The 16532-nt window shown below is 43.6% G+C and carries 14 protein-coding genes; 7 read left to right on the forward strand and 7 right to left on the reverse strand.

Going from position 1 to position 16532, the window contains the following annotated elements:
• Positions 1–291: 291 nt before the first annotated feature.
• The 5 genes from C1A02_RS01360 to C1A02_RS01380 all read right to left on the reverse strand — a co-directional run bounded on the left by C1A02_RS01360 (position 292) and on the right by C1A02_RS01380 (position 5789).
• Entirely contained in the window at positions 292–1620 is a 1329-nt protein-coding gene (locus tag C1A02_RS01360; RefSeq protein WP_101696410.1) for an MATE family efflux transporter, read from the reverse strand.
• Positions 1610–2404, reverse strand: a complete 795-nt coding sequence (locus C1A02_RS01365; RefSeq protein WP_101696411.1) for an ABC transporter ATP-binding protein — start codon at positions 2402–2404, stop codon at positions 1610–1612. The genes C1A02_RS01360 and C1A02_RS01365 overlap by 11 nt, the downstream gene beginning before the upstream one ends.
• A gap of 1 nt (position 2405) precedes the next feature.
• Positions 2406–3521: a FecCD family ABC transporter permease gene (locus C1A02_RS01370; RefSeq protein WP_101696412.1), complete on the reverse strand. Its 1116-nt coding sequence runs from the start codon at positions 3519–3521 to the stop codon at positions 2406–2408.
• A 3-nt stretch (positions 3522–3524) separates the two neighbouring features.
• A complete protein-coding gene (locus C1A02_RS01375; protein ID WP_101696413.1) occupies positions 3525–4544 on the reverse strand; it encodes an ABC transporter substrate-binding protein in 1020 nt (339 codons plus the stop codon).
• A gap of 204 nt (positions 4545–4748) precedes the next feature.
• The gene (locus tag C1A02_RS01380; RefSeq protein ID WP_101696414.1) at positions 4749–5789 is read right to left on the reverse strand and encodes a helix-turn-helix domain-containing protein; all 1041 of its coding nucleotides are present in this window, start codon (positions 5787–5789) and stop codon (positions 4749–4751) included.
• Positions 5790–5859: 70 nt separating this feature from the next.
• Here C1A02_RS01380 and C1A02_RS13815 point away from each other — a divergent pair, with 70 nt between their 5' ends.
• A complete protein-coding gene (locus tag C1A02_RS13815) occupies positions 5860–5982 on the forward strand; it encodes a hypothetical protein (protein WP_279385491.1) in 123 nt (40 codons plus the stop codon).
• A 130-nt stretch (positions 5983–6112) separates the two neighbouring features.
• Here C1A02_RS13815 and C1A02_RS13385 read toward each other — a convergent pair whose 3' ends face one another.
• The gene (locus C1A02_RS13385) at positions 6113–6256 is read right to left on the reverse strand and encodes a hypothetical protein (RefSeq protein ID WP_164997126.1); all 144 of its coding nucleotides are present in this window, start codon (positions 6254–6256) and stop codon (positions 6113–6115) included.
• Positions 6257–6526: 270 nt separating this feature from the next.
• On the opposite strand from C1A02_RS13385, the gene C1A02_RS01390 reads away from it, so the two are divergent.
• Positions 6527–7354 carry a class I SAM-dependent methyltransferase gene (locus tag C1A02_RS01390; RefSeq protein ID WP_101696416.1) on the forward strand — a complete coding sequence of 276 codons (828 nt, stop codon included), beginning with the start codon at positions 6527–6529 and terminating at the stop codon, positions 7352–7354.
• Positions 7355–7522: 168 nt separating this feature from the next.
• On the opposite strand, the gene C1A02_RS01395 is transcribed toward C1A02_RS01390, so the two are convergent.
• A complete protein-coding gene (locus C1A02_RS01395) occupies positions 7523–7888 on the reverse strand; it encodes a zinc ribbon domain-containing protein (protein WP_101696417.1) in 366 nt (121 codons plus the stop codon).
• A gap of 270 nt (positions 7889–8158) precedes the next feature.
• On the opposite strand from C1A02_RS01395, the gene C1A02_RS01400 reads away from it, so the two are divergent.
• The 5 genes from C1A02_RS01400 (at position 8159) to C1A02_RS01425 (ending at position 16387) form a co-directional block, all read left to right on the forward strand.
• A complete protein-coding gene (locus C1A02_RS01400; protein WP_101696418.1) occupies positions 8159–8926 on the forward strand; it encodes an EcsC family protein in 768 nt (255 codons plus the stop codon).
• Positions 8927–9692: 766 nt separating this feature from the next.
• Positions 9693–14270, forward strand: coding sequence for an MSCRAMM family protein (locus C1A02_RS01410; RefSeq protein WP_101696420.1), 4578 nt, complete (start codon positions 9693–9695; stop codon positions 14268–14270).
• The gene (locus tag C1A02_RS01415; RefSeq protein ID WP_101696421.1) at positions 14257–15072 is read left to right on the forward strand and encodes a class B sortase; all 816 of its coding nucleotides are present in this window, start codon (positions 14257–14259) and stop codon (positions 15070–15072) included. The genes C1A02_RS01410 and C1A02_RS01415 overlap by 14 nt, the downstream gene beginning before the upstream one ends.
• A 133-nt stretch (positions 15073–15205) precedes the next feature.
• Entirely contained in the window at positions 15206–15595 is a 390-nt protein-coding gene (locus C1A02_RS01420; RefSeq protein WP_101696422.1) for a desulfoferrodoxin family protein, read from the forward strand.
• 339 nt (positions 15596–15934) lie between these two features.
• Positions 15935–16387 carry an adenine nucleotide alpha hydrolase family protein gene (locus C1A02_RS01425; RefSeq protein WP_243577879.1) on the forward strand — a complete coding sequence of 151 codons (453 nt, stop codon included), beginning with the start codon at positions 15935–15937 and terminating at the stop codon, positions 16385–16387.
• The last annotated feature ends 145 nt before the right edge of the window (positions 16388–16532 follow it).

Below are 16532 nucleotides of genomic sequence, written 5' to 3' on the forward strand. Positions count from 1 at the left end.
AGTGCGATATCGAAATGAAACGGAGCCTCAATATACGATAGGGGATATTTTTAAAATGAAACTCTATCATACAGGCAACGGATATATCCACATAGTCTTTTTTTGTTTCGAATGTGAGTGAATAATTGTTATGATAGGGCTGCATAACAGACATGCGCTACATGAAATCTATATTGCAGACATTGCCCTTTAAACGAATCTGTTTAAAGGGCAAAACAGCTTTAACATCAACAATTTTTCTGTATTGTTTTAAGGGGCAGGTATGCTTTAGCTGGCCTGCGTTTGTCTTTCTTAATCGGCTTTCTGTGACATGATTTTTTTATACATATAAAATCCTAAAAGGTCTGAAAGGAACCAGCCGATGACAATTGCCCAGCAAACGCCGGAAAACCCCCGGATAGGCGCGAAAGAATAGGCAAACAGTACCCTTAGCCCTTGTGACACTATGGTCATGACAAGAGAAATTCGGATGGCGCCAAGGCCTCTGAAAAATCCGTAAAACATAACGATGAATCCCAGTAATACATAAAATACCGAAACAATTCTCAGGTAGCCGACACCCACAGCGATTACCTCGACCGCATCTTTGCTTACGAAAAGGGTGATTAGACTGGGGGCAAAAATAAATGCAATGGCACTGATGACTGCCGATAGAATTAGAATCAGTTTTGTTGTGGTGCGAAATCCTTCGCGGATCCTTTTGCTTTCGCCCGCACCTTGATTCTGAGCCGTATAAGTGGAAAATGCGTTTCCTAAGTCCTGCAAGGGGCAATTGGCAAGACTGTCAATTTTGGAGCATGCGGCAAATGCGGCCATTACGGTGGCGCCGAATGTATTCACAAGCCCTTGAATCAGCATCATTCCAAAGCTGGAAACAGACTGCTGAAGCGCTGTTAAAAGAGAATAACCGGCAACTTTTTTGAATGCGGAAGCGCGAAACACAAAGTCCTTTCGCTCAAATTGTAAAAACTTCATTCGTTTTATGGTATAGATTCCGCAGCAAACCGCAGCCACACCTTGCGAGATAAAGGTTGCAATTGCCACGCCTAACACTTCCATATGGAACACTAACACAAAGAGCAGATCCAAAATAATATTTAATACGCAAGAGCCGATTAAGAAATACAGCGGCGACTTGGAATCCCCAAAGGATCGCAGCAGGAAGGCAAAAGCGTTGTACATGCCAATAAAGAGTAAGCCTGCAAAACTAAACGTTAAAAACTGTGTGGCATATACGGCTGTTTCTTTTGGCATCTGGTAGAAAATGATAATCTGCGGCAAAAACACCAAGGTCACAATGGTAATGAGAACACTGACGCTAAATAGAAAAATCAGTGCGGTAGAAATGGTTTGCTTTAGTTCGTCGTACCGTTTGGCACCATAAAGCTGAGAAAAGATGGCAGAGGCACCCATGGCCAGGCCAATCATAATCGAGGTGATAAATACCGTGACGGCGCTGGAAGAGCCAACTGCCGCGAATGCATCCATTCCAACAAATTTTCCCACAACAACCGCGTCAATAATGCTATAGAGCTGTTGAAACAAATCTCCGATAAATAACGGAATAAAAAACTTTAGGATCACCCGTGAGGGGTTTCCTTGTGTCATATCAAGTTCCATATTTTTTATCTCCTTCTGATTCAAAAGGCAGATATGCGATGGCTAAATCGCCTGTGACTGGATTACTGTAAACTTCACAATCTATTTCATACACCTGCCGGATGAGTTCTTTGGTCAATACTTCTTTTGGCGTTCCCGAAGCGAAAATTCTGCCATTTTTCATAACATAAAGAACATCGCAGTACAGTGAAGCCATGGGAAGATCGTGCAAGGCTGCAAGAACCCCGATGTTTAAAGATTTCACAACAGATAAAATCTGCAATTGATACTTCATGTCCAAATGGTTTGTGGGTTCATCCAAAATAAGGAACTTCGGTTCTTGTGCAATTGCCCGTGCCAGTATGACTCGTTGTTTTTCTCCGCCGGACAAGGTCAGATAGCTTCTGTTTGCATATTCGGTCAGGTTTACCCGTTCCAAAGCTTCTGCCACAATTTTGTAATCCTCAACATAATCTGATTCCATGCGGCGTTTGTGGGGCGCCCTGCCCATCATCACCATTTCATGAACGGTAAAATCAAAGCTTAAATCATTGAATTGCCCCACCACCCCCAAATCTTTTGCAATCATTCGGGCAGATGATTTCAGCACATCTTTCTGGCCTAAAAAAACAGTGCCTTTCTGCGGATGAATTACTTTATAGATGCTTTTCAGCAAAGTGGACTTTCCGCAACCGTTTGGCCCGATAATTCCAACAAACTGTTTTTCTTTCACCTGAAGACTGATGTCCTTTACGATATCGGTGCCGGTGAGGGATACCGATAGGTGTTCTGCTGTTAAGTTCAACTTATTTTCCTCCAAACCCGTAGCTTTTGCGAATCAACATGTACATAAATACAGGCGCGCCGAGCAGGGAGGTGACGGTGCCGATGGGCAGTTCTCCGTTCGGGACAATCGTTCGGGCAAACACATCTGTCCATATCATGAACAGGGAACCGAACAAAGCCGCCGCGGGAATGAGCCTTTTATGATCCGATCCCACAACACTTCGTACAATATGAGGAATAATGAGCCCTACAAACCCAATGATTCCACAGGTAGAAACCAAAACGCCTGTCACCACAGAGGAAATCACCATGTATAACCGCCGGTGGAAATTCAAATCTACGCCCAGGGTAATGGCCGTTTCTTCCCCCATGAGCATGATGTTCATCACCCGGAACTGAAACAGAAAAAATACATATGCTGCAATGACCGTAACTGACACAAGGGGCAATGTGCCCCATTCTGCCGAAGCCAGGCTTCCCATGGTCCAGAAGGACACTGAGCGGATTCCGTCTGAATTTTTTGCGAAGTAAATAATAAAATTAGAAAAGGCATTGCAAAGGGCATTGATTACCGTTCCGGCTAACACCAGCTTGACCGAAGATGTTTTTCCACCCATGCTGGCCAGCCCTAACACCAAAGCCGCTGCACCCAGCGCGCCGATAAATGCCCAAGAAGCCACGCCGAATTCCCCCAGCAGACCACCTACGCCAAAACCCAGCATAATGGAAAAGGTTGCCCCCAAAGCGGCACCGGACGAAATTCCCAAAATATAAGGGTCTGCCAAAGGATTTTGAACCGAGGCCTGCATCACTGCTCCGCAAAGTGCCAGTCCGGCCCCCATCACCATTGCCAGCAATACCCTGGGGAATCGGATTTGCCAGATAATATCGGTAAACATTCCCTCTGACAGTTCCCCGGGGAATCCAATTTGTCCTCCGGTTAGCTGGTGAATCAATATTTGCAGGGACTGCTGAAACGGAATCGAAACTTGTCCGATGGATACGGAAAGCACAATCGACACAAAAACAGCGGCCAGTAACAGAATACAAATCACAGAAAAGACAGACTGCTTTTGCAGGATGCTGTCACAGCGGTTTGGGACAGGTTGATTTTTTCTTTGTTGCGATGAATTCATGCCTTACTCTCCCTGAAACAATTCGGGGTGGATAAATGCGGCAACATCCTCGTATAAATCTGAGAGGTCAAGGCTCCCCCGGATTGCATTGGTATAATCCGCCACCATGACATTCCCTGTTTGAATTGCCGTAACATTTTTTAAGCTGGGATTCTGCATCAGCAAATCCTTTGCGGCGCTGCTGTCTGACTTTTGAAATTCCGTAATAATGATTTTATCGGGATTTACCGAGAGAATTGATTCGGCAGACATTTCCACATAGGTGTCTTCGGACACTTTTATGTACTCACCGCCCGCATCTTCCACCATTTCATCTATGATGCAGAGACTGGGCCCGTAATAGTAATAGGTGTCGTTCTGGCCACCGGCAAACAGCAGAACCCGCGGCTTTTGGCTGGCTTGTGCCGCTTGGCTTTTGATTGCCTCAATGCGTGTTTCCTGATCCCGGATAAAAGCATTTGTTTTGTCTTCCATATTCAGTGCTGTTCCCAGATTGCTGATGTCATCAAAAAAACTGCCTATGGTACGTCCCACCGTATAATTAATGCCGGTCAGAACGGGAATTCCCCGGTCATTCCAGAAAGCAATACTTCCCAGGCGTTCGTCGGTAAACGCTGAGGACATGGCGACAATTAAATCCGGATTTAGGGCAAGAATCGATTCTTTGGAAGGCCACATATCCGTAAGAAGAGGAAGCTGATGAATCGATTCCTCATATTTGGAATAGGATTTGTCCAGATACGCCAGACCCACAATTCGGTCTTGTTCTTCAAAATGAATCATAAGCTCCGCAAGGCCCTGCCCGATTACCACAATCCGCTCCGGCTCTTTGGGAATGGTTTGCTCGATGAGTTTTCCCTTATCATCATAAATGGTTAATTCCCTTGGGTATTGACTATCCTGCTGGGTTTGGCTTTGAGAAACCGAAGCCTTCTGTTCGGTCTGAATCGGTTGGGAACAAGCTGCCAATGCAGGGAAGCAAAGGGCGATTGCCAATAAAACTGATGCCGTCTTTTTAAACATGTATACTCCTCCTCTATCCTATTGGTTAGGGTTGGCTAACCTTATGCGAAAACATGTCCGCTTATCATGCGTAGGATATTGTACCGCACAGGGGCCTTCGGGCTATACTTCTTGCCATGCCGATTTATGTTGAGAGAAATCCCGCATCGGATTCATAAAAAAACCACAGGCCAAAAGCCTGTGGTGAAAAAGTGAATTTGAATTTTATTCCGGATTGCGCAGCAGAGAAGCTTCGCGGTATTTGAGCGGAGTAACCTGATACTGCCGTTTAAAGGCAGCGCAGAAATTACTGGGGGTGGAATAGCCGCTGTCATAAGCGATTTCATGGATGGTTTTTTCGGTGCTTAACAGCATGGTAGCGGCACGCTGTAAGGCCAGTTTTCGGTGATAGCTGAATATGGTATCGCCATAAACCAGTTTAAATCCTTTGGTCAGCTTTTTGGGGTTCATCACCAGCATTTCTGACAAAGCGGGAATGCTGGGCAATTCAAACGGCTGTTCCAACAGGATTTGAGGGATCTCTTTGATTTTTTGCAATTCATAAGGACTGAGTGCCGTCATTTGAACGGTTTCGTATTTCATCACTTCATCTGATACGATTAAAGACAGCACTTCCATGACCTTGCTTTCATAAAACAGAGTGCGGGATTTTACAGGCAGGCGGCAATTGTATATTTGAAGAAAAATATTGGCGATCTCCGGCGGAGTGTTCAGGCCCAGATAATATTCCGAACGAAGCCGCTCTTCCAAGGCTTCTATTGTGTCATTCCACACGTCGATGCCGGCGCTTCCAAAATAGAATGGCAGAGCCTGTTTATTGGCTGTAATCGAAACGCCCTGATATTTTTGGCCGGCCCGGCGTTTGATGGTTCCCTTCATATCCTGCGATAAAGACACAGACAAATGGTTGGGGCCAAAGCGAGTGTCACCGGCTTTTTCTTCTGTAATATCCATCCACCCGTCCATGCAGTATTCGATTTCAAAATAGTCTTCTGTCAAATCGAACACGGTTACGATATCTTTGGAAAACACAAAATCAAACAGTAGCAGCATCACGTTACCCAGCAAATTATAAATCTGTATTGTGCCGGTTCCGTATTCGGGTTTGATGTCGTAAACTGTTCCTTTGCTTAAATGATGATTGGGCAAGAAACGAGCATCCCCAATTTGCTCATGCATGGCGGTATATTGCTCCAGCATGGCATCATATCCGTTTTTTGAATGGATGTGGAACTCTATTTCCATGGACAAGCTCCTTTCTTGTGTTACCTTGGACTGTAATCCAATCTTCCGCATTAGTTAGCGGATTCTAACTGTGAGAATTATAACACATATTCTGCATGATTTCCAGCGGAATAATGAGTATGTTCAGCGGCTGGAAGGGGAATTTTTAAGAGCCAAAAACGAAATTCCTGTCACAGTGGACAGAGCAGCATAAATATGTGTGCTTTTTAGCCATTGCTGATTTGTGCTGGTAGATCATCCCTTGTTTTATGAGAGTGTAATGCCTGGGATTCTGTAAACATACAGGAAAAACGGCCCTTGCCATTTGACAAGAGCCGCAGAATTTATTTCCCATCTACAATATTTTGCAGACATCGCATTAAGTCGTTTAGTGTATAAAGCTTTACCTCACGTTTCATAATTTCATCTTTTAAATCGATTGGCAAAGAATCAAAACGGCTCCGTATCTTCGGGTCAATATATGCCATAAAAATCACCTCAACTTTAGAATGTCCAATTTTATGAAAAAATTCAGCCAGTGACAGAGTAAAAATCAACGGATCAGAAAGATTTTTTATCATAAAAATATAGCAAATAGAGCTTTCGGGGATCTATTTTTATTTTTTTATGGCTCTTTTCATTCAGAAGTTTATCTGTTATACTATTTTTGTTAGTTTAAGTTAACACATGAAATGCCTTTTTAAAAGGGAGAGAACTTGGTGTGACAGCGTTGTGTCATAAGAAAGGAGCCCAAATTTATGGAGCAAAAACCGAACTTGGAAAGCCAAACGGTGCAAAGCACCATGCTGTTGCCCCTTTGGGGCCGTGCGACAGCCAGTAAAAGGCATTCGGATATTTTGTATGATGAACAAGCCATTGAAATCATTGACAACTATGATTTCGATTTTAGCAGCATTGCCAGTACGTTCGGTGAATTCAGCGGACTTTGTTATGTGGTGCGTGCTCGAAAAATAGAAGATGCGGTTCGCCGTTTTATTCAAATGCATCCGCGGGCTACCATTGTCAATATCGGTGCAGGTCTGGATACGGCTTTTTCCCGAATAGATAATGGAAGCATTCGTTGGTATAACCTGGATTTACCCGATTCCATTGCGTTTCGTCGCCGCTTTCTGCCGGATTCGGAGCGCAATGTGAGTGTTGCCAAATCACTGATGGATACCAGTTGGTTTGATGATGTGATTTTCTCACCGGAAGATGGAATCTTTTTTGTTTCCGGGGGTGTATTCTTTTATTTTAAAGAAGAACAGCTGCGTGAAATCTTCAGCGCTATGGCAAAGCGCTTCCCCGGCGGAGAGCTGTATTTTGATGCGGAATCCAAAGGGGCGGTAAAGAAATCTAACGCTATGGTACAAAAAACGGGGAATATGGGCGCTATGATGTATTTCTACGTTAATGATGCCAAGATGTTGGAGTCATGGTCGCCGCGGATCCATTTGGTTGCCTGTGAAGGCGGATTTGAAGGGGTTCCTTTGAGCAAACAATTGGGTATGAAAATGCGGCTGATTGTAAAACTGTTTGACTGGACGAAGATGATGAAGTTTGTTCATTTGCGTTTTGAGAAATAAATGAAATTCGTGTAATAAGGCCACCCCATTTTGGGGTGGCCTTATTTACATATGTAATTTTAGGGCAGAGCCGTTCCTTTGGCATTTTTATCATTCAAATCCTGTTGTTACAAACAAGTGTAGTTTCTTTATGGGGCATGGACGATTCGATTGGTTTCTCAGCCGAATTTAAAAAGGCCGGCCGCACTTGGGGCAGTAAGAAAAATTTTGCTCTGTCGAATACCCACAGTATGCACATCGTTTTCCCATGGGCTGGCCATGAAAAAATTGAAGATAGCTGGGGTTTAGCTCTGTTACATAGCCCTTGGCAATTTGAGTTCCCAAATCGGGGTTGATTTCGCTGACAGATTGGCAACAGGTGGTTTTGATAAAATATCGCTTCTCCCATTTCAGAAGCGGAAGAAAAAACACATGCAGGCTTTGATAGGTCATTGTTGCTTCCAGGCTTCCATATCGGCCACAGCAGGGGCAAGTTATTTTCTGCTCAAAATTTAGCTTTTTTTCCCCGGGGGTTACTCCCATAATCAGGAACATTGTTTCACACCAGACCTTTCCTGCATTGTAATACCCTTATTATAAGGGATATCCGGTCTTTTGAAAAGAGGCGAAAGAGCAGGAAGTGACACGGCTGTAATTTGACAGAATATTTCTTCTGTAATAGAATAAAATTAATATAAAACAGCAGAAGCTGGCAGAAAGCCCCCGGACAATCTGCGGATAAAAAAGCCTGACGGCAAAAGGTTTTATGAAAACAGCTTTTTGTTTCGGCAAGAACCGCAACGTGATTTATGGAGAAATACACAAATGAATCTATATGAAAAACATGTTCAGGAAGAACTGGAACGCTGGCACAGCGACATTGTAAAGAGTGCCGGAATGTTTGAAAAAACCTCGAAAGAGATTCAAAGGCAGGCAAACAAACTGATTCCCCAAAAAGTGCAGGACGCCATTACTGTTTCGGTGGAAAAGATGGTGCAGGCAGTTTTGTCCGGTTCGGTTATGCTTTCGATTGAGGAAGATACCTCAGACCTATCACTGGCAGAACGGGATTTTTTAGTTCAGAATCTGTTTCAAACTTATCAAAAAACAGCGGTTACCGAAGGGGTTGCTTTGGGGGCAGGCGGTGTTTTGATAGGCTTGGCCGATTTGCCGGTGCTGATGAGCATTAAGATAAAGTTTTTGTTTGACTGCGCCCGATTGTATGGCTTTGATACCAGCCGGCAGGAAGAACGCTTGTACCTTCTTTATATCTTTCAACTGGCTTTTTCCAGCAGAAAGCACCGGCTGCGTGCTTTTCGGGTTTTGCAGGATTGGGAATTCAGGCCGACTCCTTCAGTGGATTGGGAAAAATTCCAGATGGAATACCGGGATTATCTGGATTTGGCAAAGCTTTTGCAGTTGATGCCGGTGATTGGAAGTGTGGCCGGGGGTGCTGCCAACTATAATTTAATGAACCGGCTGAAAGATAATGTGATGAATTGTTACCGCATGCGAATTACCGGAACAAGATGGCCAAAAGGGCATGAAAAACCGCTTCTTCGACTGGCCGAAAAACACAGTGCTGGTGGCTGATTTTGAACTGAGGATGCTTCTTGTTGGGTGGGCATCCAATGTTGCGCAATTGATGTTCACTTTCTATTTTAAAAAACAGAGCCGATTATTCACAAAAACGGTTTGTGTCAAGATCTTTGACACAAACCGTTTTTTTTTATTGTGAGTCATTTCTCTTGGGATATGTTTCATGATAGAAGGAATCCATCGAAAAAATAGTGAAAATCCATTGCTCAGTTCAGTGGAATGGCATATAGTGACTTGAATTTGAATCCCAAAGAAGCGAATCTCAAATGAATGGGATGTGCAAAGCGCTTTGCGCCCCGTTTTTTTACTGTACAGTCCAATCGAATGACGGGGTTATTGCTGCGTTGTGACAGCAACAAAGGACTGGTGAGGAAGCCCTTTGTTTTACTTGTTTACAAAATGGCCGGATTGAAAGACCAGTCAGGCTATTTCGAAAATTTTGAATTGAAAAAATCGGTTTAAATATAAGAATAAACAAAAAACAAAATAAATGGAAATAAATAACAAAATAAAAATTGGTTAGTTTTCTTCCAAAGTTAGAGAATCGACTAATTTGTATTGGAAGAAAAATCAATTTGTTACCAGCAAAATGGTGATTACGATAAAAAGAATGATTATCAATTACAATAATTTTGCGTATGATTTAGAATAGAAAACAGAATTACGTCTTAGGTTCTTTTCAAGGGAAAAGAAACGTAAAAATGGCAAAAGAAATCAATTGTTTTATAAGCACAACCGATTAGGATGAGGAGGATTTTTGATGAAAAATTGGACAGGGAAAAGAGCAATAGCCCTATTTTTATGCTTTTTGCTGTCTTTTCAATTGCTGCCGCTAACGGCGTTAGGTGCAGAGGGAGAAGAGGAAGGCGACACTGGAAATAAAGAAGTGAATTTACTTGTCGAAGGCGGCAAATTTACAACCCCAGAAATGTTTGAGGCATTCGACTTAATCGCTTCGGTAACAGACAAAAAGCTAACGCTTAATTTTGATATGAAACTGAATGATGATTCTGAAGTGAAAGCATCAGTAGGGGAATATTTAGAGTCTTATTTAGAAGAGCTGAAACTGCCAGATCCAATAGAAGAGGCAGATGACTTTCGAAAGGCTGTAGATGATTTACTGACAAAGGGGGCACTGGCGGAAGATGATGAAAACTTCCCCCCAATTACCTTTGAGTTTTCTTTGAAATTCGATAAAGATACTTTTGGTTCTCTGGAACAACTAAAAGGGACCTTTCCGTTGGAATTTGATGAGGCGAATGCTCCTAAGGGTAAATTGAAAATCGGAGAATATACGATTCAGGCAGACGGTGAGGATACTCTTACAATAAAAGGCAGTTTAAATAAGATTATTTATAATCGAGATGAAGTTGCTGCTGGTGGAGAATTAAATGTCACCATTACCAAAGAGGGAGATGGTGAAACACAGCCAAATTTAGATTTAGAGGATGGCATTATCAGCGTTAACGTGACCTTTTCTGGCGGCAGTGAACCCGGCGGCGGGGAAAAGGACAAATATCAGCTGACAAAAGAAGCTTCTGCGATTACAGAAGCAGATTCGGATCACTTTTTGACTTATACCATCAAAGCGACTGCACCCAAAGAGAAAACACTGGAGGGAATGACGTTGGTAGACCCCATTCCGGAGGGGTTAATGGTAACCGCTGTCGAGTTAAATGAAGTGCCATTAGAAAAAGATGCTGAAACAGGAAACGGTAAATATAGTTATCCGGCGGCTTCTGGTGAAGAAGAGAATTCTTCCAATGTGTTGAAATACACCTTCGGCGAAGAGGCAAAGGATCTTACCGAAGCTACTTTCGTCGTCACCACAATGATGACGGCTGAAATGTATCAAAAGTATTTAGCTGAAAAAAGTCCTTCCTTTACCTTTACCAATCAGGCCGAATTATGGGGTGAAAACTCTACGGATCCCGATGCGGTATCGAATAAGGTTACCTCAAAGCTTTCCGGTTCTTTTATGACGAAGGAAGGCAAGCGTGGTGAACTGAACAGCCCGTATTATAATTGGACGATTCAGGCCAACACCTATTTTACCGGAATCAATGGCACGGTATATCTGATAGATTCCATACAAGGGGTCAAGGATACCCATATGTATGAAGAAGTATCCGGCAAAGTTCCATTCACAGTCAATGGAACCTCTGGTGAAGCAACCAAAGAAACAAAATCTTCCAAATATATTCCTTATTCTGATCTTTCTAAGTTAATGGAGTTGACGAAAGAACAAAGAGAGACAGTTTTTGAAAGTTTAGATCAGTTGACAAATGATGGCGCGAAAGCGGTTTATTATGTCAATGACGACAAGAACGAAGCTGTTATGATCATTCCTTTAAAGAAGGATGATTTGAATAAACCCCTTATCGTAACCTACCGAACCGAGGTTAAAAAGGCTATTACAGAGGATACCAAAAATGTACAGCTGCAGAATGAAGCCACAATGCTGTGGAAGTCTGGCACTGTCGAATATGGCCCGGGGCCAGGAAATGAATGGTCTGATGATTTCGCATTTAATATTTCTAAGGAAGGCACCTTGGATTACAGCCTGTTCCAAAAATCAAAAGGCAGCTACCAAGAGAATGAGGATGGCAAGCATCACGAGGATGCCAGACTGCTGACTTGGAATTTCACAGTGAATATGAGCAGTCAGGAAATTACCGATGCGGTCATTACCGATATTCTGAACAATAAGGAACAGCAGCTGGAAAGCATTAATTACCGGATACTGACCAGAACAACTGATTTGAAAAATCGGAAGTACGGTTCTGGATGGATAGAAATAAAAGCAGATACCGATACCAGCGAAAAACCTTATTATACGGAAACAAAGAATAAAAATGATGATACGACCACATATCAAATTCATCTGGATAAGATTTTAGAAAGCCAGGTTTATGAACTGCAATTCATCACTCGCGTTGTTGACCCTTCCATTTTAAATCAAAATGGCAGTAAGGTTCTAGAAAATGAAGCCACATTTACAGGAGAGATTAAAGAAAAGCCAGTAACGGGTAAGGGAAAAGCAGAAAAAAAGATTCCCAACACGATTCTGGAAAAAGAGAATGTGGATTCTGAGGGAAAACAAGGCAATTATTATGATTATGAAAATCATCAGCTCTATTGGAAGGTGAAAATGAACCGCAGTCATGCGTCCATTCTTGCCGGTGCGGTGCTGACGGATACTTTGCCTGACGAGACGACCTTTGGCGAGTTAAAGGAAGTAACCAGAATTTCCAGTACAGGAGTATCCCAAAAAGGAACGATTCATGGCACTACCGTAACATTTGAAAATGGACAGAAAGTTACGGTAAAGAATGCGGATCCTGCCAAGGGCAAAGTGACATTTACGGTTGATAAAGAATTTGATGATACCTTTGAATTCTTATTTACTACCGTTGTAGATGACGCGCTTCGGGAAAAAATTGCGAAGCAGAAGGACGAATCCGGAGTATTAAACCCGTGGTATTCCTTTACGAACGAAGTAAAATTGAATGGATTTGTTCAGGATCCCACGGATAAGGATGGCCCTGGTGTTGCGATTGAAGCTTCTGCTTCGGTCACACATGATGTGAATCTTCCTTCTATCACCAAAACCGGTGAATATTTTCATATGAAGGATTACCCCGATTATGGAACGGTGTCTTACGCTCATTGGACAATTGTACTGAATCGGGATGGGGTCAATATGGAAGGCGCACAGCTGGTGGATGATCTCAAATCTTTCTTCCAACTGGTTCCGGAATCTTTGAAAGTACACAAAGCAACGGTTTCTCAGGATGGTACAAAGGTGGAGCCCGAGGGAGAATCCATTTCGGATCAGACTTTGAATATGGTAAAGCTCGATAACAAATTTAGCTTTACGATTCCGAAACAATATGCCATAACCCCGCTGATTGTCACATTTGATACGGTTTTAGTCGACAATGTCAGCAAGGATGATATGATCAATACCGTTTCCTTGAAATGGAATAAAGACGACAGCACGAATACAGGTGGATCGAACCCCGGGGCGACGGAAGATTTTGATCTTTCTAACTATGCGACCGGAGCAAAAACACCTTATGTGCAGGTAAAGAAAATAGATTCCAATGGAAAAACGCCGTTGGGAGGCGCGGCCTTTACCCTTAGTACCATGACAAAATCTGGTGAGCAATGGGTTGTCGGCAACAGCAAGGTGAAAACCACATCGCAAGAAACCGGCAATGCGAACTTCTTGTTTCTGAAACGAGATACGCTTTATCAGATCAAAGAAACCAAGGCGCCCGAAGGCTATGCTTTAGACGGCAGACCCCAGTATTTTGTATTCCTAGCCACAACCACTTTGGCGGATTATCCGCAGGGAACCAAAGAAATGAAGTTGGATTCCGGAAACTTCCCGATTATCGAAGTGGAAAACAGTAAAACTTCCGGAACCATTACCGGAAAGAAAACAGATACTTTAAACCGGGCTTTGCCCGGCGCGCTGATTGGTTTGTTTGAAGAAGGAACGACAGAGTTCACCAAAGAAAATGCAAAGCAGATGATGCTGAGCAACAATGATGGTTCCTTTGAATTTAAGGAAGCGCCCGGTTCGTATCTCATCGCTGAGATTTCTGCACCTTCCGGTTATGAGAAAAATACAGAAGCTATTTTTACGGTGAATGTTGCAGAAGATGGAAAAATGACGGTGATTCACCCGGCAGAGGTAACTGAAATTCTCATTAAAAATGAAAAGATACCCGTTACTCCTCCTGTTACACCGGGTAAGCCCGGTAAGCCCGGCGGAGGCGGCGGAGGCGGAAAGCCCGGCAATCCTTCTGACACCGGATTTATTGCGATTCAGAAAAGCTCAGAAGACGGCCGTCTGGAAGGCTTTACCTTTGTGGTAAGCGATGGCATGAGCTATAGCCAAGAATTTGTAACGGATCAGGATGGCCGCATTATGATTGATAATCTGCCCAGGGGCAGGTATACCATTCGTGAAAAGGGAACGGCTTTGACCAATGGGCGTTATCAGCTGCCCGGCGAACAGACGGTGTCCTTGTCAGGCAGTGGAGTAAAAGTAAGTTTCTATAACGAACTGGCCACTGAGTGGATTCCGCCTGAGGAAGTGCCCGTTTCACCCGGCACTCCCACAGCTCCTGAGCCCGAAAATACCGAGCAGATCGACGACGAGAATCCCCCTGCCGGACCCGGCAAAGAAGTGTACGGACCCAAAACCGGTTATATGGGAATTTCCCCCATGTGGGCGTTTGTGTTGGTTCTGTCCTTAGCCGGATTGGGATTTTGCGTGAACCTGCTGGTGACAAATCGTTCAGAAGGCCGGCATGTCCGCAAATAACCCTTTTACAAAGCGCAGAATGGCTGTTGCCGGATGTATCTTTTTCAGCATGCTGATTCTCCTTTCGGGGGGGCTGTTGCTTCGGGATCATTTGGAACAAAAAACAGCCGACCAGAATTTTCAGGATCTGCGTATGCAGTTATCTTCTGTTTTACCGCAGGCTGCCGGGGAAGCTTCTTTCCCGGCAGCAGCAGATCGGCCCCAAACACCCCGGCAGGTGTATGGGGATTTGATTTCTCAGAATCCGGATATGGCGGGCTGGATTCGCATTGAGGGCACTGCCATTGATTACCCGGTCATGCAGACACCTCTGGATCCAAACTATTATTTAAACCATGGATTTCATAAAAAACACAGCTCATTCGGTGTTCCTTATGCAGATGCAAGCTGTGATTTATCCGCCGGTGGCGGCAATGTGATTGTGTATGGGCACCACACCAAGGGCAAGGGAATGTTTGGTGCGTTGACTTCTTATGAAGAGGAATCTTATTACCGGGAACATCCTGTGATTCAGTTTGATACGTTGGACCAGTTTGGCCGCTATCAAATTGTGATGGTATCGAAAATCAATGTGGCCGTTGGGGATTCCGATGCTTTTGATTATACGCGTTCTGCTTCCTTTGCGAATCAACAGGAATATGAGGAATTTCAAAATGCCTGCAAAAAGGGAGCGCTGTATGAAACCGGAGAAACAGCCCAATTTGGTGACCGTCTGCTGATTTTATCCACTTGTGAATATTCCCGGGAGGATGGCCGGCTGTTGATTGTGGCAAAGCAGTTAAATGCTCAGGATGTAAGATGAGAAGCTTTCCGATTTTTCTTTTTCCTTTTCTTGGCTTTCTATGGATTTTGATGAGGCGTTGCGCTATAATCAACAGGAAGGCAGTCCTTTACCGGTTTTTACCAGAAAAGGACATTTTGAAAGGAGTAGAAAAATGAATAAAGAACAAAAATTTTTCATCTGTAAGCATTGCGGAAATCTGGTTGGAATGGTGTTTAGTTCTGGGGTTCCCACCGTTTGCTGTGGCGAAAAAATGACAGAGCTGGTTGCCAACACCACCGATGCCGCAAAGGAAAAACACGTCCCCGTAGTCACAGTGGAAGGGAATCTGGTGACGGTAACCGTTGGCAGTGTGGATCACCCGATGCTGCCGGAGCATTACATTCAGTGGATTTATTTGCAGACAGAAGATGGCGGCCACCGCAAAGCATTGGAGCCGGGTCAGGCCCCCACAGCGGTATTTGCGCTGACAGAGGGCGAAAAGCCTGTGGCGGTTTATGAGTACTGCAATCTGCATGGCCTTTGGAAGGCGAATCTTTCTTAAAGATTTTTGAATGAAGCAAATCGCTTGATTTTCGCTTCTGAAAAGGAACCGGATTTTGGTGTTTCTCTTTTGTATTTTCTTTGATTTTATAAAGGCTGTATGCACACCGGTTTACTGAAATACATTTGAATCTTTCTTGAAAAAAAGGGCATTTCACGCAGTGAAATGCCCTTTTTGCTGTCATTATATCAAGAACGCTTGCTTGAATCAGCTGGTATTTTGTGGACAATCAACAATGAATTTTACATTGAGTTCATAATTTATCCATTGATAATTTGTAAAAAAGCATTATACTAAAGATGGTTCCAAGAGCAAAAGCCAGAGTTGAAAGGAGGTAAAATGGTGACCAAAAAGAAGGCTGCTCTTCTTGTATGTGTGACCGGGCAGCGTGACTGCGATCGTCTGATTCGGGCGGGAAAACGGTTGGCCGAAGAACGAAATTTGCCAATGCAGGTTCTGTGTGTGCAACCGGAGGCCGCAGGATACAGCGCTTGTGGTGACGAATTGGAATATCTATACCAGACAGCACGAGAGGCCGCAGCAGAAATGACAGTGATTTTTCACGATGACAGCCCTTTGATTGCAGCCGGATTTATTCGTCAGATTGGGGCAGTTCATGTTGTAACTGGTATGGCAGGAGTTCCTTATACCGGATTCATTGAAGTATTGCATAGTCTAGTCCCCAGGATTCCGATTTCCATGGTGTCGAAAGAGGAGATCGTATATAATATTTATCCTGTGAATTATAAAAGCCCAACCCCACAGCCATTGGCTGCGGCGGGTATTACATGAACAGAACAGAGATGAAAAAAATTAGTTTTTTGTTCTGACATACAATTAAAACATTCTAAAATCATCCTTGGATTATCTTTAATTTGTTTCGTTTTAAAACCGAAAGGAATTGTTTGCCTGTATCTGTCAGGTGGCAAATCTTTTC

Source organism: Clostridium minihomine, assembly GCF_900240385.1.
In the GTDB taxonomy this organism is placed as follows: domain Bacteria; phylum Bacillota; class Clostridia; order Oscillospirales; family Acutalibacteraceae; genus Faecalispora; species Faecalispora minihomine.